The sequence below is a fragment of the Corynebacterium variabile genome, from assembly GCF_006539825.1.
Classification (GTDB): domain Bacteria; phylum Actinomycetota; class Actinomycetes; order Mycobacteriales; family Mycobacteriaceae; genus Corynebacterium; species Corynebacterium variabile.
Genome location: NZ_BJNT01000009.1, coordinates 23,158 through 42,553, shown reverse-complemented (window position 1 = coordinate 42,553; position 19,396 = coordinate 23,158). Strand labels below are relative to the sequence as shown.

19 protein-coding genes are annotated in these 19,396 nt (G+C 67.9%); 14 read left to right on the top strand and 5 right to left on the bottom strand.

From position 1 onward, the window contains the following. Window positions 1–21: 21 nt before the first annotated feature. The 4 genes from CVA01_RS06495 (at window position 22) to CVA01_RS06480 (ending at window position 2,412) form a co-directional block, all read left to right on the top strand. Window positions 22–954 (top strand): Sir2 family NAD-dependent protein deacetylase, encoded by a 933-nt coding sequence (locus CVA01_RS06495; RefSeq protein WP_014009950.1) that lies wholly within the window; start codon window positions 22–24, stop codon window positions 952–954. A 312-nt stretch (window positions 955–1,266) separates the two neighbouring features. After that, complete coding sequence (locus CVA01_RS06490) at window positions 1,267–1,839, top strand: DUF1266 domain-containing protein (RefSeq protein ID WP_014009949.1); 573 nt, start codon at window positions 1,267–1,269, stop codon at window positions 1,837–1,839. Between the two features lie 79 nt (window positions 1,840–1,918). Continuing rightward, window positions 1,919–2,140, top strand: coding sequence for a type II toxin-antitoxin system RelB family antitoxin (gene relB / locus CVA01_RS06485; RefSeq protein WP_041629998.1), 222 nt, complete (start codon window positions 1,919–1,921; stop codon window positions 2,138–2,140). Further along, the gene (locus CVA01_RS06480; protein ID WP_014009948.1) at window positions 2,137–2,412 is read left to right on the top strand and encodes a type II toxin-antitoxin system RelE family toxin; all 276 of its coding nucleotides are present in this window, start codon (window positions 2,137–2,139) and stop codon (window positions 2,410–2,412) included. The genes relB and CVA01_RS06480 overlap by 4 nt, the downstream gene beginning before the upstream one ends. 6 nt (window positions 2,413–2,418) lie before the next feature. Here CVA01_RS06480 and CVA01_RS06475 read toward each other — a convergent pair whose 3' ends face one another. From CVA01_RS06475 to CVA01_RS06455, 5 genes are read right to left on the bottom strand one after another with little or no spacing between them, the layout of a single operon-like run. Further along, entirely contained in the window at window positions 2,419–3,255 is an 837-nt protein-coding gene (locus tag CVA01_RS06475; protein WP_014009947.1) for a RecB family exonuclease, read from the bottom strand. Further along, entirely contained in the window at window positions 3,252–4,643 is a 1,392-nt protein-coding gene (locus CVA01_RS06470; RefSeq protein ID WP_141329511.1) for an FAD-binding oxidoreductase, read from the bottom strand. The genes CVA01_RS06475 and CVA01_RS06470 overlap by 4 nt, the downstream gene beginning before the upstream one ends. Further along, window positions 4,636–6,030, bottom strand: a complete 1,395-nt coding sequence (locus CVA01_RS06465; protein WP_141329509.1) for an FAD-binding oxidoreductase — start codon at window positions 6,028–6,030, stop codon at window positions 4,636–4,638. The genes CVA01_RS06470 and CVA01_RS06465 overlap by 8 nt, the downstream gene beginning before the upstream one ends. Beyond that, window positions 6,027–7,436: an FAD-binding oxidoreductase gene (locus tag CVA01_RS06460; RefSeq protein WP_041629997.1), complete on the bottom strand. Its 1,410-nt coding sequence runs from the start codon at window positions 7,434–7,436 to the stop codon at window positions 6,027–6,029. The genes CVA01_RS06465 and CVA01_RS06460 overlap by 4 nt, the downstream gene beginning before the upstream one ends. 33 nt (window positions 7,437–7,469) lie before the next feature. Beyond that, window positions 7,470–8,147: a YoaK family protein gene (locus CVA01_RS06455; protein ID WP_014009944.1), complete on the bottom strand. Its 678-nt coding sequence runs from the start codon at window positions 8,145–8,147 to the stop codon at window positions 7,470–7,472. A 22-nt stretch (window positions 8,148–8,169) separates the two neighbouring features. On the opposite strand from CVA01_RS06455, the gene CVA01_RS06450 reads away from it, so the two are divergent. The 10 genes from CVA01_RS06450 to tatC all read left to right on the top strand — a co-directional run bounded on the left by CVA01_RS06450 (window position 8,170) and on the right by tatC (window position 19,389). Beyond that, window positions 8,170–10,128, top strand: a complete 1,959-nt coding sequence (locus CVA01_RS06450) for a thioredoxin domain-containing protein (RefSeq protein ID WP_141329507.1) — start codon at window positions 8,170–8,172, stop codon at window positions 10,126–10,128. A 54-nt stretch (window positions 10,129–10,182) separates the two neighbouring features. Further along, entirely contained in the window at window positions 10,183–11,019 is an 837-nt protein-coding gene (locus CVA01_RS06445; RefSeq protein ID WP_014009942.1) for a tRNA (adenine-N1)-methyltransferase, read from the top strand. 82 nt (window positions 11,020–11,101) lie between these two features. Continuing rightward, window positions 11,102–12,751 carry a proteasome ATPase gene (arc, locus tag CVA01_RS06440; protein ID WP_244938183.1) on the top strand — a complete coding sequence of 550 codons (1,650 nt, stop codon included), beginning with the start codon at window positions 11,102–11,104 and terminating at the stop codon, window positions 12,749–12,751. Beyond that, the gene (gene dop, locus CVA01_RS06435) at window positions 12,748–14,274 is read left to right on the top strand and encodes a depupylase/deamidase Dop (protein WP_141329505.1); all 1,527 of its coding nucleotides are present in this window, start codon (window positions 12,748–12,750) and stop codon (window positions 14,272–14,274) included. Before arc ends, dop begins: the two co-directional genes overlap by 4 nt. 67 nt (window positions 14,275–14,341) lie before the next feature. Further along, a complete protein-coding gene (locus CVA01_RS06430; RefSeq protein WP_014009939.1) occupies window positions 14,342–14,539 on the top strand; it encodes a ubiquitin-like protein Pup in 198 nt (65 codons plus the stop codon). Next, window positions 14,536–15,972, top strand: coding sequence for a Pup--protein ligase (pafA, locus tag CVA01_RS06425; protein ID WP_141329503.1), 1,437 nt, complete (start codon window positions 14,536–14,538; stop codon window positions 15,970–15,972). The genes CVA01_RS06430 and pafA overlap by 4 nt, the downstream gene beginning before the upstream one ends. Beyond that, window positions 15,969–16,979, top strand: coding sequence for a helix-turn-helix transcriptional regulator (locus CVA01_RS06420; protein WP_041629994.1), 1,011 nt, complete (start codon window positions 15,969–15,971; stop codon window positions 16,977–16,979). The genes pafA and CVA01_RS06420 overlap by 4 nt, the downstream gene beginning before the upstream one ends. Continuing rightward, window positions 16,976–17,965 carry a helix-turn-helix transcriptional regulator gene (locus tag CVA01_RS06415; protein WP_141329501.1) on the top strand — a complete coding sequence of 330 codons (990 nt, stop codon included), beginning with the start codon at window positions 16,976–16,978 and terminating at the stop codon, window positions 17,963–17,965. The genes CVA01_RS06420 and CVA01_RS06415 overlap by 4 nt, the downstream gene beginning before the upstream one ends. Window positions 17,966–18,027: 62 nt before the next feature. Then, window positions 18,028–18,294 carry a Sec-independent protein translocase subunit TatA gene (tatA, locus tag CVA01_RS06410; RefSeq protein ID WP_141329499.1) on the top strand — a complete coding sequence of 89 codons (267 nt, stop codon included), beginning with the start codon at window positions 18,028–18,030 and terminating at the stop codon, window positions 18,292–18,294. Window positions 18,295–18,303: 9 nt separating this feature from the next. Next, window positions 18,304–19,389: a twin-arginine translocase subunit TatC gene (tatC, locus tag CVA01_RS06405; protein WP_170209716.1), complete on the top strand. Its 1,086-nt coding sequence runs from the start codon at window positions 18,304–18,306 to the stop codon at window positions 19,387–19,389. Window positions 19,390–19,396 lie beyond the last annotated feature (7 nt).

The following is a 19,396-nucleotide window of genomic DNA, read 5'->3' as shown; positions in this document are numbered from 1 at the left end:
GTCGGGCCTACAATAGACCGCATGGCTCTTCCTGATGCGGTCACTCTCGCCCACCGTTCCGCGTTGCGGTCCATTGCCCGGGTGGTCGAGGAGACCGGGACGCACTCTGATCCGGACGTCGCGCTGCGCTCGGTGGCGTCCCAGCTCCGACAGGGTGGCGTCCTCGTGATCACCGGGGCCGGGGTCTCCACGGACTCGGGGATCCCCGACTACCGGGGACCACAGGGCTCGCTGGGACGGCACCGGCCGATGACGTACCAGGAGTTCCGGCATGATCCGGCTGCGTCGCACCGGTACTGGGCGCGCTCCTTCGTCGGCTGGCGGGAGATGGCGTCGGCCCGGCCGAATGCGACGCACTACGCCGTCGCCGAGCTGGAGGACGCCGGCATGGTCAGCGGTGTCGTCACCCAGAATGTCGACGGTCTGCACGCCTCCGCAGGATCGCGGAATCTGCTGACCCTGCACGGCGATCTGGCCCGCGTGATCTGCCTGGAGTGCGGTCACACCGAAGACCGCCGTCTCTTCGATGCCCGCCTGGAGGCGGCCAACCCCGGGTATCTGGAGGAGATCCGCCTGGATCCCACGCAGGTCAACCCGGACGGCGACGTGACCCTGGACGCCGCCCACGTGGAGCAGTTCCGGATGGTCGGCTGTGAGGTCTGCGGTTCGGTTCTGCTGAAGCCGGACGTGGTCTACTTCGGGGAACCGGTTCCTGTCGCACGGCGTGAGCGGGCCGCAGAGATGGTGGAGAAGGCGTCCTCCGTGCTGGTGGCGGGTTCGTCACTGGCCGTGATGAGTGGTTACCGGCTGGTGCTCGCCGCCCAGCAGCAGGGTAAGCAGGTCAGCGTCATCAACGGGGGACCGGGGCGGGCGGATGCGAAGGTCGACGTCCTGTGGCGGACGTCGGTCGCGCCGGCGTTCCTGGATCTGCTCGATGAGTTGGGGCTGGAATGAAGACTCCCCGATCCTGCCCACCACGCTCCGGAACCGGCCCGTCTTGATACCGTGATGAGCATGCCCTCACCGAATGAGATGACCGCGCAGAACTACGACTAGTACCTGGAACTCCCGGGGTTCCGTGAGACCGGATACCACCTGACCAGGCAGAACCGGCTTGACCCGGAGGTTGCACTCGGCTGGTCCCTGTCGCTGCCCTATGAGCTCGGACCTGACCGCATCATCGACGGCCCCGGGCCCGCACCAGAGCCGAAGAAGGGCCTGAAGAAGCTCTTCGGCGGTGGCGGTGACGAGAGCCGCAACCGCCACATGCTCAACGGTTCCTGGAGCGTCACCGACGGGAAGGGGGCCCTGCAGACCGCGCTGGCCCTGCTCAATGACGCAGGAGATCCCGGGTACCGCGCTCTTCGCCCGACACTGTCTGACCTGGTGACCCTGCCGGTCGCCGAGCGTGGCCAGCACGTCGACGGCATCATCGCCGCAACCCGCCAGGCAGTGGATCCGGAGGTACCGGACGAGGCGGTCGCTGCCGAAGTCCGCCGGATCGTCGGACCGTTCCTCATGGAGGAATCGGTCATGGCACTACCCTCGACCCTGCCTGTCGACACGGTCGACTGGGACACCGCCCGTGCCCTGCGGATCCTGTGGATGGCGCACGGCGCCGGCTGCATCACCGAACAGGACGCCGAGCCCCTGGTCCGCGGCGCCCTGGACATCACCCGTCAGGCCCACGGTTCCTGGCGGGAGCACGCCGACGGATTCATCGTCGGGCGGACGCAGTGGTGCGAGACCATCGACGAGGGCTCCTTCGAGTACGTCGGCGGCATAGTGATCGCGCTTCACCACCCGGAGTCACCGTGGGTGACGACGCCACTTCGGTGACGCGTCCTCAATGACCGTTGCCAGGTTGGGAAACACGGGATAGCCTTGTGCGATACACGTATCGTAGGAGGTGATTCCGATGCCGATGTCCATCCGATTCTCGCCCGAGGAAGAGGCACGACTTGAAGCTCTGTCCACCAGGACAGGCCGATCCAAGAGCTTCTATGTCCGTCAGGCGGTTCACACCTATCTCGATGAGATTGAGCAAGCCTACTGGCAGGATGAGGCAGTCCGGAAATGGGAACAGGCTGGGAAGCCGTCCCGACCAGCTGAGGAACTCTGGGAGGAACTGGGACTGTGAACCAGAGGGGGAAGCCATGGGGGCTGGAAACAACGCCAGAGTTCGACCGCGCCGCACGCAAACTGGACCGGCAGATTCTCCGGAGAATCAAGACCTACCTGGATGAGGTCTGCGGGCTCGATGATCCGCGTGACCGGGGTAAAGGACTGACCGGGAATCTGTCCGGATACTGGCGCTACCGAATCGGTGACTACCGGGTCCTGGCGGAGATCCGCGACGAAGAGATCATCATCGTCGCCGTTGCACTCGGGCACCGCTCCAACGTCTACTGATCACCGTCACGCGAACTCGGGCGGCACCCCCGGGTACTCCGGCGGGGTGCCGTTGAAGGCGGGGCAGATCTTCTGGAAGGAGCACCAGCCGCACAGTTTCGAGGTCTTCGGCGCGAAGTTGCCGGACCGGGCGTCGGTTCCCACCGCGTCCCAGATCCGGCCGAGGTCCTTCTCCACGTAGTTGAGTTCCGCCGGGGTCGGGGAAAGGACCATGTCGTCTCTGACCTTGAGGTACATCAGCCGCAGCTGCTCGGGGATGTGGTCGTAGAGCCGCCACCACACCAGGGCGTAGAACCGCATCTGGAACATCGCCTGGCCGGCGAACCGGGGGATCGGCTTCTTCCCGGTCTTGTAGTCGACCACCCGGACCTCGCCGGTGGGGGCGACGTCCACCCGGTCGATGAACCCGCGGACCGGCACCCCGTTCGGCAGGGTGAGGTCGACGAACTTCTCCATCGAGTCCGCGTCGAAGGCCTCCGGATTCTCCATGAGGAAATAGCCCTTGACCAGGTCACGGGAGGCGATGAGGAAGTCCATGAAGTCGGACTCCGGCACCAGCTCATTGAGCTGGGGGTCCTTCGCCGTCATCGCCGCCCAGTGCGGCTTGAGCATCTTCACCGCCGTCGGGTAGGTGCGCTCCTCGCGTGGCAGCCCGTGCAGTTCCTCCAGGACGGCGTGGACGAGCGTCCCCTTGACCTGGGCGACGGTGCTGGGTTCGGGAAGCCGGTCGATCGCCCGGAAGCGGTAGAGCAGCGGGCACTGGTTGTAGTCGCCGACACGGGAGGGGGACAGGGCGAGCGGACGGCGTTTCGCGGGAGCGGGTGAAACAGACTCAGAAGTCACAGGTGGGACAGCATCTTTCCGGGGTTGAGGATGCCCGTGGGGTCCACGGCGTCCTTGATTGAACGGTGCAGGCGGCGGTTGCCCTCGTCGAGCTCCGTCGCCAACCACTCCGCCTTCAGCGCGCCGACACCGTGCTCGCCGGTGATCGTGCCACCGAGCTCCAGGCCCAGCCCCATGATCCGGTGGAAGGCGTCGTAACCGGCCGTGACGGAGGCCGGGTCATCGTTGTCGAAGAAGACCGAGGGGTGGGTGTTGCCGTCGCCGGCGTGGGCGATCACGGCGACCTGGATCCCGGTCTCCTTACCGATGCGGGTGATCCCGTCGCAGAACTCCGCCAGCCTGTCGCGGGGGACGCACACGTCGTCGAGCATCTGCCCGCCACCGTGGGACTGCGCGTGGTGCTCGAAGGCGGTCTGGGCGGAGCGGCGGGCGGCGACCAGCATCTCGGAGTCGTCCGGATTGTCGGCGAAGGCCACGTCGACGGCACCGTGGGTCTGCACGATGTCGGCGAAAGCCTCGGCATCGGCGGAGGCGGTGGTGGCGTCCGACTGCATGATGAGCACCGCACCGACCGTGGCATCCAGTCCGAAGTCAGTCATGTCCTGGATCATGCCGACGGTGGTGCCGTCCATCATCTCCAGCAGGGAGGGGGTGGCACCGGTGCGCATGTACGCGGAGACGGCGGACGCTGCGGCCGTGACCGAGGGGAAGGTCGCCAGGGCGGACAGGGGGTCAGGGCCCAGGGGCACGAGCTTGAGGGTGGCTTCGACGATGACGCCGAGGGTGCCTTCGGAGCCGGTGAACAGGGCGGTGAGATCGAGCCCGGCAACGCCCTTGACGGTGCGGTGCCCCAGGCGGGTGACGGTGCCGTCAGCCAGGACCACCGTGATCTCGCGGACGTACTCGCGGGTCACTCCGTACTTCACACAGCACATGCCACCCGCGTTGGTCGCGATGTTTCCGCCGATCGAGCACATCGCGTAGGAGCCGGGATCCGGCGGGTAGGCCAGCTCCTTCTTCTTCAGCGCGTCCTTGAGGTCTTTGTTGATGATCCCGGGTTCGACGGTGACGGTCTTGTTCTCCTCGTCGATCTCCAGGATCCGGTCCATGTTCCGCACGGACAACAGGATGCCACCGTCGACGGCGCAGGCACCGCCGGAGAGGCCGGAGCGGGCGCCCTGCGGCACCACGGGAATGCCGTGCTCATGGGCGAACCGCATGGTGGCGACCACGTCATCGACCGACTGCGCACGGACAAGCGCCAGGGGTCGGCCGTCGGCGCGGTAGACGGATTCATCCGTGGAGAAGGTCTCCAGGATGTCCGGATCGGTGGAAAGTGAGCCGGTCAGGTGGTCGGCAAGAGCGCTGAGAGAGGTGGAGTCAGACATAACCCAGCATTTTACCGGGGCTGAGGATACCGGTGGGGTCCACGGCCTCCTTGATGACGCGGTGCAGGTGACGGTTCCCTTCATCCAGTTCCCGGGCCAGCCACTCCGCCTTGAGGACGCCGACCCCGTGTTCACCGGTGATCGTCCCGCCCAGGGACAGGCCCAGGGCCATGATCCGGTCGAAAGCCTCGGTGGCCGCTGCCTGGGAGGCGGCGTCCTGCTGGTCGTAGAAGACCGAAGGGTGGACGTTTCCGTCACCGGCGTGGGCGACAAGGGCGATCATCGTGCCGGTCTCCTCGCGGATCGCCTCGACGCCGGAGCAGAACTCGGCGAGTTGGGAGCGGGGGACGCAGACGTCGTCGATGAGCTGGCCACCGCCGTGGGCGCGGGCGTAGTGCTCATTGCCGGGCTGGACGGACCGCCGGGCGGCGACCAGCATCTCCGAATCCTGGGCGTTGTCGGCGAAGGCGACATCGACGGCGCCGTGGTCCCGGGCAACCGCGGCGAAGGCCTCGGTGTCCGCGGCAGCCGTGGTGGAGTCCGACTGCATGATGAGGACAGCGCCGACGGAGTCATCCATGCCGAAGTCACCGATGGCGTTGATGAAACCGATGGAGTTGCCGTCCATCATCTCCAGCATCGACGGGGTCGCACCGGTGGCCATGTAGGCGGCCACGGCCTCGGTGGCGGTGCGCACATCAGGGAAGGTCGCCAGGGCGGACAGGGGGTCAGGGCCCAGGGGCACGAGCTTGAGGGTGGCTTCGACGATGACGCCGAGGGTGCCTTCGGAGCCGGTGAACAGGGCGGTGAGATCGAGCCCGGCAACGCCCTTGACGGTGCGGTGCCCCAGGCGGGTGACGGTGCCGTCAGCCAGGACCACCGTGATCTCGCGGACGTACTCGCGGGTCACCCCGTATTTCACGCAGCACATGCCCCCGGCGTTCGTGGCGATATTGCCGCCGATCGAGCATAGGGCCACCGATCCCGGATCCGGTGGGTAGGCGAGTCCGTAGGGACGCAGGGCGTTCTTCAGGTCGAGGTTGATGATGCCCGGTTCGACGGTGACGGTCTTGTTCTCCTCGTCCACCGCGAGAATCCGGTCCATGGCCTTGACCGACAGGAGGATGCAGCCGTCCACGGCACAGGCACCGCCGGAGAGGCCGGAGCGCGCGCCCTGCGGAATCACCGGAATGCCGCGCTCATGGGCGAACCGCATCGTGGCGACCACATCGTCGACGCAGGTCGCCCGGACGAGGGCCAGGGCCGCACCGTCGGGCCGGTGCTCGGACTCGTCGAGGGAGTAGGTGGCCAGCACGTCCGGGTCGGTGGTCAGCGAGCCGGCGAGGAGTCCAGCCAGCACAGAGAGATCGGCGGAATGGTCGGTCACAGGTGCTCCAGCATCTTTCCGGGGTTGAGGATGCCGGTGGGGTCCACGGCGTCCTTGAGTGAACGGTGGAGGCGGCGGTTACCCTCGTCGAGTTCCCTGGCCAGCCATTCCGACTTGAGGTTTCCGACGCCGTGCTCGCCGGTGATCGTCCCACCGAGTTCGAGTCCCAGCGCCATGATCTGGTCGAAGGCGTCCTGGGCACGGGCCACGGAGGCGCCGTCGGCGGTGTCGAAGAAGACGGAAGGGTGCATATTCCCGTCGCCGGCGTGGGCGATCACGGCGACCATCGCACCGGTGGAGTCGCTGATGGCGTCCACCCGGTCGCAGAATTCCGCCATCGCCGAGCGCGGGATGCAGACGTCATCGAGCAACTGGCCGCCACCGTGGGCCTGGGCGTAGTGCTCCCAGGCCGGCTGGGCGGAGCGTCGGGCGGCGACGAGCATCTCGGAATCCTGGGCATTATCGGCGAAGGCGACGTCATGGGCACCGTTGTCCGTGGCGACCGCGGCGAAGGCCTCGGTGTCCGCGGCAGCGGTGGTGGAGTCCGACTGCATGATGAGGACCGCACCGACCGACTCGTCGAGACCGAAGTCGCCGAGGGCGTTGACCATGCCGATGGTCTTCGCGTCCATCATCTCCAGCAGGGAGGGGGTCGCGCCGGTGGCCATGTACGCCGCCACGGTCTGCACTGCGGCCTTGACCGAGGGGAAGGTCGCCAGGGCGGAGAGCGGATCCGGCCCCAGCGGCACGAGCTTCAGGGTCGCCTCGACGATGACGCCGAGGGTGCCCTCGGAGCCGGTGAACAGCCCCGCCAGGTCGAGTCCGGCAACACCCTTCACGGTCCGGTGGCCCAGGCGGGTCAGTGTCCCGTCGGCGAGCACGACCGTGATCTCGCGGACGTACTCGCGGGTCACGCCGTACTTCACACAGCACATGCCGCCCGCGTTGGTGGCGATGTTGCCGCCGATGGAACACATCGCCACCGATCCCGGATCCGGGGGATAGGCAAGGCCGTAGGAGCGCAGCGCCTTCTTCAGGTCCAGGTTGATGATGCCGGGCTCCACGGTGACGGTCTTGTTCTCCTCGTCCACCGCGAGAATCCGGTCCATGGACTTCACCGACAGCAGGATGCAGCCGTCCACCGCATTCGCCCCGCCCGAGATACCCGAGCGCGCCCCCTGCGGCACCACCGGGATGCCGTGGGCGTGGGCGAAACGCATCGTCGTCACCACGTCGTCGACCGAATGTGCCCGGACCAGGGCGAGCGGCGTCCCGTCCGGGGAGTAGAGGGACTCGTCACGGGAGAAGGTGGCGAGAATGTCGGGATCGGTGGTCAGCGACCCGGTGAGGAGAGAACCGAGCTCAGCATCGAGGTCGGCGACGTCAACAGTGTCCACAGTGCTCATACACCTGACTGTAGTCCGCGGCCGAACACGCTTTTACAGCGGCAGCCCGGCGCGGCGACGCCCCTCCCGTACCACCTGGCTGACCACCGTGAGCAGCAGCATGTAGCCCGCGATGACGTACACGGTGGAAATCCCCAGAATCTCGAAGACCAGGGCGCCGCCCACGGCTCCTGTCGCGAGCCCGAGCCACAGCAGCAGGTGGGAGATCCAGCGGATATGCCCGCCACCGAAGAAGGAGTCCACCAGTCGCTGGCCCATCTTCACCAGGGTGCCGGTCATGTAGGTCAGCGGGACCGCGACCTCACCGTCGCGTTCGAAGACACTGTTCAGTGCACCGATACCGACCGAGAGCACCAGCATCGCCGCCCGCTCGGTATCGAGGGCGACCAGTAGTGCGGACAGTCCGAAGAGCGCGGTGACGGTGACCATCACCGCTTCCCGCCCCCGGGTGAGATCCCACAGGTTCCGGGCCAGCCGGTGGACCAGCGCACCGAGGATCACGCCGCCGAGGAACAGCCCGAGGCAGCTACCTGCGAGGACGGCGAGATTCCCGTCACCCTCAACCGCGGCGGTGGCGAATCGGGTGGTGTTGCCGGACATGAAGGACAGGAAGACACCGCCGAGGTAGAGGAAGCCGACGGAGTCGACGAATCCGGCGAGAACGGTGAGGGCGACAGCGAGCAGCTGTTCGCCACGGCGGTAGGTGTGCACGCGACCACGCTACCGTGGGGGCATGTCCAGCACACCGAACAGACTCGCTGACTCCACCTCCCCGTACCTGCGTCAGCACGCCGACAACCCGGTCGACTGGTGGCCCTGGGGCCCGGAGGCCTTCGCCGAGGCCCGCCGCCGGGATGTCCCTGTCTTCCTGTCGATCGGTTACGCCACCTGCCACTGGTGCCATGTCATGGCGCGGGAGAGCTTCTCTGATCCGGATATCGCCGCGCAGATCAACGCCGGTTTCGTGGCGGTGAAGGTCGACCGGGAGCAGCACCCGGGCGTCGACGCCGTCTACATGCAGGCCACCCAGGCGCTCACCGGGCAGGGCGGCTGGCCGATGACGGTGGTCACCGACGCCGACGGTCGGCCGTTCTTCGCCGGTACCTACTTCCGGCCCGACCAGCTCACGCAGCTCCTCGCAGCGCTGGTACGGACCTGGCGGGAGGACCGGACGCAGGTGGACGCTGTGGCCGGCAGGCTCACCGCGGCCCTGGCAGCAGCGTCGGAGGAGGGCGGGTCGGCGTCCTGGCACGCCGACGAGGACACCGAGGCGCTCCCGGCGCGGATCGTCGCCGCCGGTGCCGGGGTGGTCGAGGGTGCACCGACGTTCCCGCCGACGGCTGCGCTGCTGGGCCTGGTCCGCTACGCCGAGCAGGAGGGCGCACAGAACTCCGCGGTGAAGGACGCCGCCCTCGACCGGGTGGCCACGACTCTCCACGACATGGTCCGGGGTGGCCTGTTCGACCAGCTCGGCGGCGGGTTCCACCGCTACTGCGTGGACGCCACGTGGACCGTCCCGCACTTCGAGAAGACCCTCTACGACAATGCGCTGCTGGTCCGTGCCATGTCCGCGTACCTGGCCCACCGCCCCGGGGACAGGCTGGTCCGGCGGGCCATGGAGCTCACCTGCAGTTACCTCACCTCGGTCATGCGTACCGGCACCACCGGCGATCTCTTCGTCAGCAGTCTCGACGCCGACACCGACGGGGTCGAGGGCCTGACCTACACGTGGACACCCTCGGAGATCGCCGAGGTACTGCAGGCTCGGGGACAGGACGCCACGGCGGCGGCCACCGCCTACGGAGTGACCCCCGACGGCCATCTCGACGGCCGGTCCGTCCTCACGCTGCGCGGGGATGCCCCGGACGAACAGGTCCGTCAGGCCCTGCTGGCTGCGAGGGCGCAGCGTCCTCAACCGGGGATCGACGACAAGCTCATCACCGCCTGGAACGCCATGGCCGCCGTCGCCCTCACCGAGACCGGCGATCCGGAGGGGCAGCGCGCCACGGCCGCGCTCCTGGAACACGCGGTACTCACCGACGACGAGGGCACGGTCCTCGATGTGACCCGTTGTCCCGGCGCGCCGGGCACATTGGAGGACTGCGCCTGGCTGCTGCTGGCCATGGTCCGGGCCTGGGAGCACGGCGAGGATCTCGTCAGTGAGGTCAGTGAACTGGTCAGCTACACCCAGCTCGTCTTCTCCCGCGATCGCGGGACCTGGTACGACGGCGCCGAGGCCGTGGCAGGCACCGGCGTGCGTCCCCGGGAGCCCTATGACGGCGCCACTCCGGCTGCCGTGGGAGTGCTCGCTGAAGCACTCACCTATGCAGGACGCCTCGCCCAGTCGCAGGAGGACACCGACCTGCACGTCCTCGGGGACCGTTGGCTGGTCGAGGCACGCCGGATCCTCGACGCCCACGGTGAGGCCGTGGAGCGTCACCTGTCGGCGGCCGGTGGGTGGCTGTGTGCCCTGGAGGCGCATCTCGCCGGGCCGGTGACCGCGGTGACGCGCGGTGCGTCCGACGGTCAACTGGCCGCACTGAGGGCGGACCTGGGCACCTCCGCCCTGATCCTGCGCACCGAGGACGGGGCGGGGCTCATCGGTGCACTGTCTGACGGCGACGGCAGCGCCGCGCTGGTCCAGATCTGCCGCGCCGGGGTCTGCGGAGTGGCACAGAATCTGGGGGAGTGAGACGCGTGCTCTAGACTGTCCAGGTTCACGACTTCGACTCTTAAGGGGAACCCCGTGGCCTACTCCGGTCCGTTCCAGCCCGGCGACCGGGTCCAGCTCACCGACGCCAAGCGCCGGCACTACACCATCACCCTCGAGGAGGGCGAGAGCTACTTCACCCACAAGGGCCAGATCAGACACGACGACATCATCGGCAAGGACGAGGGCACCGTCGTCATGTCCCACGTCGGTGGTGAGTACCTCTGCTTCCGCCACCTGCTCGTCGACCACGTGCTCTCCATGCCGCGCGGTGCCGCGGTCATCTACCCGAAGGACGCCGCCCAGATCCTCGTCGAGGGCGACATCTTCCCCGGTGCCAAGGTCCTGGAGGCCGGTGCCGGTTCCGGCGCCCTGTCGATGACCCTGCTTCGTGCTGTCGGCGACCACGGCAAGCTCATCTCCTACGAGATCCGCGAGGACCACCTCGACTACGCCGAGGACAATGTCACCGAGTACATGGGTGGCCACCCGGAGAACTGGGATCTGCGCCTCGGCGACCTCAAGGATGTCACCGTGGAGGACACCGACGGTCCCGTCGACCGCGTCATCCTCGACATGCTCGCCCCCTGGGAGTGCCTGGAGACCGTCCGCGACCTGCTGATCCCCGGCGGCGTCTTCATGACGTACGTGGCCACCGTGCCGCAGCTGATGAAGGTCATGGAGGGCATCCGCGAGCTCAAGTGCTTCACCGAGCCGAAGGCGTGGGAGTCCCTGGTCCGCGAGTGGAAGGTCGAGGGCCTGGCCACCCGCCCGGAGCACCGGATGAACGCCCACACCGCCTTCCTCGTCTGGGCACGACGCCTCGCCGACGGCACCGTCGCCCCGCGTCCCCAGCGACGCGCACGGAAGTAGTACAGCGCCGGGGCACGGAAGCACCACCCCCTGTAAGCCGGTACCGGCCTACACAGGGTTACCTCCCTTGTAGACTGTGGGCATGACCAACGGCCCGGCTCACGACACCACAGCAGACGCCCGCCACGGCAGCCCCCCCGGTGGCACCGGCGGCCCCACCTCTCCCGTGGACTCCGGTCCCGAGTCCTACCGCCAGCTCCAGCTGGCCAACCGGACCCTCGGCACCCGCAACGCCAAGCTCACCGAGCTCCTCAAGGCCAGCCGCGACAAGCTCGACGAGCTCAACGGTCGGCTGGACGCCCTGGCGGAGCCGCCCAGCACCTACGGCACCCTCCTGGAGACCGGCCCGGACGCCTTCACCGCCGAGGTCCACACCGCGGGCCGCCGGATGCGCCTGATGGTCAGCCCCCGTGTCGACCGTATCGACCTCACCCCCGGCGCCCTGGTGCGCCTGGGGGAGGGTTCACAGGTCGTCGAGGTGTGCGGCACCACCGACACCGGTGATCTCGCCTCCGTCGTCGAGGTCGTCGACGCGTCCCGCATCGTGGTCGCCGACAAGCTCGGCGAGGAGTCCCTCATGAAATGCGCCGGGGCGCTTACCTCCGAGATCGAGGCGAAGCAGGTCGGTCCCGGGGACTCGGTCGTCGTCGACCGGCGCGCCGGGTACGCCTTCGAGGTCATCACCCGCGCCGAGGTGGAGAATCTGGTGCTCGAGGAGGTGCCGGACGTCGACTACTCCGACATCGGTGGCCTGACCAGCCAGATCGAGCAGTTGCACGATGCGGTGGAGCTGCCGTTCCTGCACCCGGAGCTCTACCGGGACTACGGTCTGCTGCCGCCCAAGGGCGTCCTGCTCTACGGCCCCCCCGGCTGCGGTAAGACGCTCATCGCCAAGGCCGTGGCGTCCTCGCTGGCGCGTCGGATGGACGCCGCGGGCGACGGCCCGACCGACGGGAACTCCCGCTCCTACTTCCTCAACATCAAGGGCCCGGAACTGCTCAACAAGTTCGTCGGTGAGACCGAGCGTCAGATCCGCCTGATCTTCGAGCGCGCCCGCAAGATCGCCTCCGCCGGCGCCCCGGTGATCATCTTCTTCGACGAGATGGAGGCCATCTTCCGCACCCGTGGTACCGGTGTCTCCTCAGACGTGGAGTCCACGGTCGTGCCGCAGCTGCTCGCCGAGATCGACGGTGTGGAGGGACTGCGCAATGTCATCGTCATCGGCGCCTCCAACCGTGAGGAGCTCATCGACCCGGCGATCCTGCGTCCGGGGCGCCTCGACGTGAAGATCCGGGTGCAGCGACCGGACCGGGAGGCGTCGCTCGACATCCTCGGCAAGTACCTCACCGACGATCTGCCGCTGGATCCCGCAGTCACCGCCGCCGAACTGCGGGAACGGGTGGTCAACGGCCTGTTCTCCCACGCCCGGCCGTTCCTCACCCTGCACTTCTCCGACGGCTCCGCCCGCGACCTGTTCTACGGCGACTTCGCCTCGGGGGCGATGCTGGCCAATATCGTCGACCGGGCGAAGAAGTTCGCCATCAAGGACGCCCTGCGCGGCACCGGGTCCGGCATCTCCGCCGAGCACATCGACCTGGCGGTCGCCCAGGAGTGCCACGACAACGACGACCTGCCGGACACCACCAACCCCGCGGAGTGGGCGCGGATCTCCGGCCACAGTTCCCGCCGCGTCGTCGACATCACCGTCCACCAGCAGGAGGCCACCGCATGACCCCGAAGCGGATCATCGGCACCGAGACCGAGTTCGGGATCATCGCCCCCGACGAACCCACCGCCAGCCCGATCGACACCTCCACCCAGGCCGTGATCGCCTATGCGGCGTCCTCCGGTGCCGGGGTGAACCGACGGACCCGGTGGGACTACGCACAGGAGTCACCGCTGCGTGACGTGCGTGGTTTCGACCTGCGCCGTTACCGCACCGCCCCGGTGATCGACCCGAACGCCCTGGGCAACGCCAACGTGGTCACCACCTCCGGGGCCCGGTTCTACGTCGACCACGCCCACCCCGAGTACTCCTCGCCGGAGACGACGGACGCCTGGGACGCGGTGATCTGGGACAAGGCCGGCGAACTGATGATGCATGAGGCCGCGGTGGCCTCCGGGCAGGTCGAGGACCAGCCCCGCCTGCAGATCCACAAGAACAACGTCGACGGCAAGGGCGCGTCCTACGGCGCCCACGAGAACTACCTCTACCCGCGCAGCTACGACGCCGAGGCGGTCCAGGCCGCCCTGATCCCGCACTTCGTCACCCGGCAGGTCTACACCGGTGCCGGACGCGTCGGGCTGGGGGAGTCCGGGCAGAATCCGGGCTTCCAGATCAGCCAGCGTGCCGACTACATCGAGACGACCGTCTCCCTGGAGACCACGCTGAACCGCGGCATCATCAACACCCGCGATGAGCCGCACTCCGGCTCGGACTGGGCACGGATGCACGTCATCATCGGGGACGCCAATCTTTCCGAGTTCGCGACTTTCCTCAAGATCGGAACCACCGCCCTGGTGCTCGACGCCGTCGGCGCCGGGGTCGACTTCTCCGACATCGCCCTCTACGAACCGGTGGCGGCGGTCCGCGAAATTTCCCGTGACCTGGAGTGCACCCACCCGGTGCGGCTCTACGGCAACCGGGAGATGACCGCGGTGCAGATCCAGCAGGAGATCCGGAACCGGGTCACCGAAGCGCTGGCCGACAGCCTCGTCGGGCACGACCAGCTGGTCCTCGACGTGTGGGGCGACATCCTCGACGATCTTGCCGGGGACCCGATGACCACCTCGGACCGTCTGGACTGGACGGCGAAGCTGTCGCTGCTCAACGCCTACCGGGCCCGCGGCCTGGAGTGGACCGATCCTCGCCTGGCGATGGTGGACATCCAGTACCACGACATCGATCCGGCGAAGGGCCTCTACAACGCGCTGGTGCGCAAGGGTCGGATCCGTACCCTGGTTCCGCCCGAGGAGGTCCGCGCCGCGGTGACCACACCGCCGACCACCACCCGTGCCTGGCTGCGTGGAGAAGTCGCCCGCCGGTTCCCGGAACAGCTGCTGGCGGCGAACTGGGACTCGCTGATCCTCGACGTCCCCTGCGCCGGCTCGTCCGCGACCCGCGTCCTGCTGCCGGACCCCTCCCGCGCCACGGCGGCGGAGCTGGAGGACGCCCTGGCGACTGTCACCGACGCCGCCGGCCTCATCGCCGTGCTCACGGAGATCATGCCGGAGAGTGTCCTCGGCCTCGATTGAGCGGCCGACTGCTAGCCTGAAGAACGTTGACACACACTAACCAGAACAACCGGGAGATGTTTCACAGATGACCAGCGGCGGACAGGGCCAGATCCACGGTGGACGAGGACGCGACGAGGGCACGACGCCCGATGACGTCACCGCCTCCGGGCAGGAGCAGCTCAAGGTCAGCGGTACCGACGACCTGCTCGACGAGATCGACGGGCTGCTCGAGTCGAACGCCGAGGAGTTCGTGAAGTCCTATGTGCAGAAGGGCGGAGAGTGAGCACCGTCCACACGCGCCGGATCACCGGTCTGGAGACCGAGTTCGGCATCACCAGTGTCCTGGACTCGCACCGCAGGCTCGGCCCGGACGAGGTGGCCCGCTACCTGTTCGCCCCGGTGGTCGACCGGTACCGCAGTTCGAACATCTACTGGCGCAACGGATCGCGCGTCTACCTGGATGTCGGCGCGCACCCCGAGTACGCCACCGCCGAGTGTGACTCCTTGCACCAGCTGGTCGCCTACGACCGTTCCGGGGAGGTCATCTTCCACCGGCTCGCCGAGCAGTGTGAGCGGACGCTCGCCGAGCGCGGTATCGGCGGCAAGGTCTACCTGCTGAAGAACAACACCGACTCCCTCGGCAACTCCTACGGCTGCCACGAGAACTTCCTGGTCAGCCGGGATGTTCCACTGAAGGCACTATCCGCCCAACTGCTGCCCTTCCTCGTCACCCGCCAGCTGATCTGCGGTGCGGGGAAGATCAGTGTGCCGGCCCCCGGTGCCCCCAACGAGAACTTCGGACCGGGGTTCTGCCTCTCGCAGCGCTCCGACCATGTCTGGGAAGGGGTCTCCTCGGCGACGACACGCTCCCGGCCGATCATCAACACCCGCGACGAGCCCCATGCGGACTCGGCCCGGTACCGCCGGCTGCACGTCATCGTCGGTGACTCGAACATGTCCGAGACCACCACGGCGCTGAAGGTCGGCTCCGCCCTCCTGGTCCTCGAAATGATCGAGGCGGGGGTGGAGCTGCCGGACTTCGAGCTGTCCAACGAGATCCGGTCGATCCGGGAGATCTCCCGCGACTTCAGCGGCTCCACCCCGCTGGACCTGCGCAACGGCGGCACTGTCACGGCACTGGCGATCCAGCAGGCCTTCCACGCCGCCGCCGTCGACTGGCTGGACCAGCGGGAAGAGGACGGCACCGGCACACCGAACTCGCAGCTCGCCGACGTCGTCGACCTGTGGGGACGCGTACTCGACTGCTTCGGCACCGGTGACTTCTCCCCGGTGGACACCGAGATCGACTGGGTGATCAAGAAGTCGCTCATCGACGCGGTCGCCGAGCGCGGCAACCTGGAGATCACCGATCCACGTCTCGCACAGATCGACCTGACCTACCACGACATCAATCCGGACCGCGGCCTGTTCCACCTGCTGGTGCGCCGTGGTCGGGCGAAGACTCTCATCGACCCGGCGGAGATCCTCGCCGCCACCGAGCAGGCGCCGGCGACGACCCGTGCCGCGGTCCGCGGAAAGTTCCTCCACGCCGCCGAGGAGTCCACCCGGCAGACGACGGTCGACTGGACCCGCCTGAAGGTCAACGGCGAGGGCGGGGGAGAGCTGCTGCTCCCGGACCCGTTCTGCACCGGGTCACCCGAGATCGACGCCGCCCTGGCCGACCTCACCGACCTGCTCGCCGAGGCGCCGGCATGAGTTCCCGCAACCGACCGGTCAAGGTCTACTGGGAGGACGCGGCCTCCCGGATCCTCAACCTGCTGATCACCCTGTCGGACGAGCCGAAGTTCCGGTCGACAGCGTGGATCGGTGCCAAAGTCGACGGCTACTCCGGGGCACCGGACACGGTCCGTAAGCAGCTGGAACGTGACCGGGCCCTGCTCGCCGACCTGGGTGTGCGGCTGGAGGAGAAGAGCACGCCTGACGATGACGGGCAGACCGAGAAGCTCTACCGGCTCGACACCGCCTCCTCCTACCTGCCCACCGTGCAGTTCACCCCGGGGCAGTGGGATGCGGTCGCCGCGGCCGGGCGCTGGGCGATGGAAGACAACCTGGCGGAGGCGGTACAGGCTGCGGTGGTCAAACTGACCCCGGCCAGTCCGCTGGACGCCGGTCACGGCGTCGCCCCGGTCGTCGGTGCGGTCCCGGACTCCACCGACCTCACCGACACGGATGTCCGTCGGCTGCGCCACGCCCTCGACCACCGGCTGCGGCTGCGGTTCCACTACTGGCCCCGGCTGACCGCCGACGCACAGGAGCGCACCCTGGAACCCTGGGGTGTCGCCGCCGTCGACGGCCGGCTGTTCCTCACCGGCCTCGACGTCGACCGGGGTGCCCAGCGCACCTTCCGGCTCTCCCGTATCGCCGAACTGGAGATCGTCGAGGAGTTCTGTGCCTGGCCGGTACCGGACAGGCCGGTCCGTGCCCTGGTCACGGAAGGACTTGAGGCGGCGTCCACCCTGGTCACCGCCCGTGTCCTCTTCCGCAGTGAGGGGGCACTGGAACTGCGTGCCCACGCCCACGGTGGCCCCGTGGCCCACGGCGAGGGCGAACTGCTCACCGTCGGCCCGGTCGACCGGACCTGGCTGGCACGCACCGCCGCCGCCTACGCACCGGACGCCGTCGTCCTCGATCCGCCGGACCTCGTCGACGACATCGTCGCCCGTCTGGAACGCGCCCACGATCTCCTGGGAGGAGCCCGATGACCACCCGCGCCGTACCACGGAAGGGGTCCCGGAAGAGCACCCTGATCCAGCTGCGCCGCGTTCTCTCGGTGCTGGCGTGGCTGCGTGCCCACCCGGACGCCTCCCTGATGACCACGGCGGACCGTTTCGGTGTCTCCGTGCCGCAGCTCACCGAGGAGCTGACCCGGGTCCAGGAGAGCGGACTGCCCGGGCTGCTGCCGGGCTCGCTGGTCGATCTCACGGTGACCGGGGCACGCGTCACGCTCAACGACACCTTCGGGCTGGACAGACCCCTGGCGCTCACGGACGCAGAGGCCGACACCCTGCAGCTGAACCTGGAGAAACTGGCCAGCATCCTCACCGACGGGGAACAGGATGATGCGGACACCGCGGCGACCAGGCTGCGGGCACTGGTGGAGACCGGTGAAGATTCCGGTGCAGATTCCGGGGACGTCGCCCCTGTGCGTCCGGCCGGCCCGGGAGCGGGTGTGCTCGCGCAGCTGCGCCGGGCGGTAGCCGCACGTCGGTGGGTGCGGTTCAGCTACCTGTCGGTCTCCTCCGACAGTCTCACCACCCGAGAGCTCATCCCCGATCAGGCCAGCGTCCTTGACGGTGTCGGTTACCTGTGGGGCCGCACCGACGCCGACCAGACAGCCGCGGACCAGCGGTGCTTCGCGGTGACCCGGATGGACACCGTGGAGATCCTGGACCGGCCCGCTCCCGCGGCGCTGCCCCGGGAGATCGACGCCGAGGACCCGTTCGGGTTCCGGACAGCCGAGCAGTGGGCGGAACTGGAGCTCACCGAGAAGGCGATGTGGATGCTGGAGTACCTGCCGGTGTGGCACATCGACGGCACCCGGGTGGAGATCCCGGACACCGGCGCCTGGCTGGAACGCTTCATCCTCGCCTACGCCCCGGAGATCACCGCCGTGGTCCCGGACACACTTGCCGGGCGGGTGGGGCAACGATCTTCCGCTGCATTGGCCGCCTACCGCCGACTGGCGTAGTCTGACCACTGTCACTTCCGGGTCCGACAGGTCCGGTCACCCCAATGAAAGGCACTGACCCCATGGGTAACCTCGGATGGGTTGAGATTCTCATCATCGTCGTGGTCCTGCTCCTGCTCTTCGGCGCGACCCGACTGCCCAACATGGCACGCTCCCTGGGCCGCTCCATGCGCATCTTCAAGGCCGAGATGAAGGAGATGAAGAACGACGACAAGCCGGCCATCGAGGCCCCCGCCGTCTCCCCGGAGGCCGAGGCCGCCCGCCGTATCGCCGACCCGTCCTCCGTGGTGAACGACGCCGCGAAGGACGCTGAGTCCCGGGAGTCCTAGACCCCGACAATGGCCACCACTGAACAGGCCGGAGGCCGCGCCACGCGACCCCGGCGCACCTCGCGACGCCGGGCCCGGGCAGAGGGCGCGAACATGTCGCTCGTCGAGCACCTCAAGGAGCTGCGACGCCGTCTGCTCATCGCGCTGGCCGCGATGCTCGTCGGCACGATTCTCGGCTACATCTGGTACGACGCCTCAGTGCTCGGCACCCCGAGCCTGGGCGACATCCTCAAGGAGCCGTACTGCAAGATACCCGCTGAAGATCGACTGGGAGGAGAACTTGGCGATTGTCGGTTCATCGCGACAGCTCCCTTCGACATGTTCATGCTGCGGCTGAAGGTCGGTTTCCTGGCTGGCCTGGTACTGTCCGCCCCGGTGTGGTTCGGGCAGCTCTGGGGCTTCATCACCCCGGGCCTGAAGAAGAACGAGAAGCGCTGGACCCGTGGCTTCGCCTCGGTCGCCACCCTGCTCTTCGTCATCGGCGCCGTGCTGGCCTACTTCGTCCTCTCCTTCGGCCTCGAGTTCCTCATGGGGATCGCCGACAATACGCAGATATCGGCCCTAAGCGGAATAGCATACCTGAGCTTCGCCCTGGGGCTACTACTCATCTTCGGTGTCAGCTTCGAGGTTCCGTTGGTGACCGTGATGCTGAACCTGGCGGGCATTCTGCCGTACCAGGTGCTCAAGGAGAAGCGACGGATCATCATCATGTTCCTGTTCATTTTCGCTGCATTCATGACCCCCGGTCAGGACCCGGTGTCGATGGTGATACTCGCGGTTTCGCTGTGCCTGATGATGGAGATCGCCACCCAGTTCGCCCGGGTCAACGACAAGCGCCGGGCGAAGCGGGCCGGGTTCTCCCCGGACGCCTTCTTCACCGACGACCTGGACGACGAGGAAGGGTCGACGATCTGCCGGGCCGCACCGTTGGGCGCGGCCGGAGGAGATCTGAAGGCACCGAGCCCCGTCGCGAGCTCCCGACCAGTCCACGCCAGCCGCAAGGAGCGCTTCCAGGACGACTCCGGACGACCGCCGGGAATGTCCTCTGACTTGAACGCCCGCTACGATTCCACAAACCTCGATGACATCCTTTAGCCCCAAA

Excerpts from the sequence above, each read along its gene's own strand:
- CVA01_RS06495 (WP_014009950.1), top strand. The coding sequence starts at position 22 with ATGGCTCTTCCTGATGCGGTCACTCTCGCCCACCGTTCCGCGTTGCGG.
- CVA01_RS06490 (WP_014009949.1), top strand. The coding sequence starts at position 1,267 with ATGCTCAACGGTTCCTGGAGCGTCACCGACGGGAAGGGGGCCCTGCAG.
- relB (WP_041629998.1), top strand. The coding sequence starts at position 1,919 with ATGCCGATGTCCATCCGATTCTCGCCCGAGGAAGAGGCACGACTTGAA.
- CVA01_RS06470 (WP_141329511.1), bottom strand. The coding sequence starts at position 4,643 with ATGTCTGACTCCACCTCTCTCAGCGCTCTTGCCGACCACCTGACCGGC.
- CVA01_RS06460 (WP_041629997.1), bottom strand. The coding sequence starts at position 7,436 with ATGAGCACTGTGGACACTGTTGACGTCGCCGACCTCGATGCTGAGCTC.
- CVA01_RS06450 (WP_141329507.1), top strand. The coding sequence starts at position 8,170 with ATGTCCAGCACACCGAACAGACTCGCTGACTCCACCTCCCCGTACCTG.
- arc (WP_244938183.1), top strand. The coding sequence starts at position 11,102 with ATGACCAACGGCCCGGCTCACGACACCACAGCAGACGCCCGCCACGGC.
- dop (WP_141329505.1), top strand. The coding sequence starts at position 12,748 with ATGACCCCGAAGCGGATCATCGGCACCGAGACCGAGTTCGGGATCATC.
- CVA01_RS06430 (WP_014009939.1), top strand. The coding sequence starts at position 14,342 with ATGACCAGCGGCGGACAGGGCCAGATCCACGGTGGACGAGGACGCGAC.
- CVA01_RS06420 (WP_041629994.1), top strand. The coding sequence starts at position 15,969 with ATGAGTTCCCGCAACCGACCGGTCAAGGTCTACTGGGAGGACGCGGCC.
- CVA01_RS06415 (WP_141329501.1), top strand. The coding sequence starts at position 16,976 with ATGACCACCCGCGCCGTACCACGGAAGGGGTCCCGGAAGAGCACCCTG.
- tatA (WP_141329499.1), top strand. The coding sequence starts at position 18,028 with ATGGGTAACCTCGGATGGGTTGAGATTCTCATCATCGTCGTGGTCCTG.
- tatC (WP_170209716.1), top strand. The coding sequence starts at position 18,304 with ATGGCCACCACTGAACAGGCCGGAGGCCGCGCCACGCGACCCCGGCGC.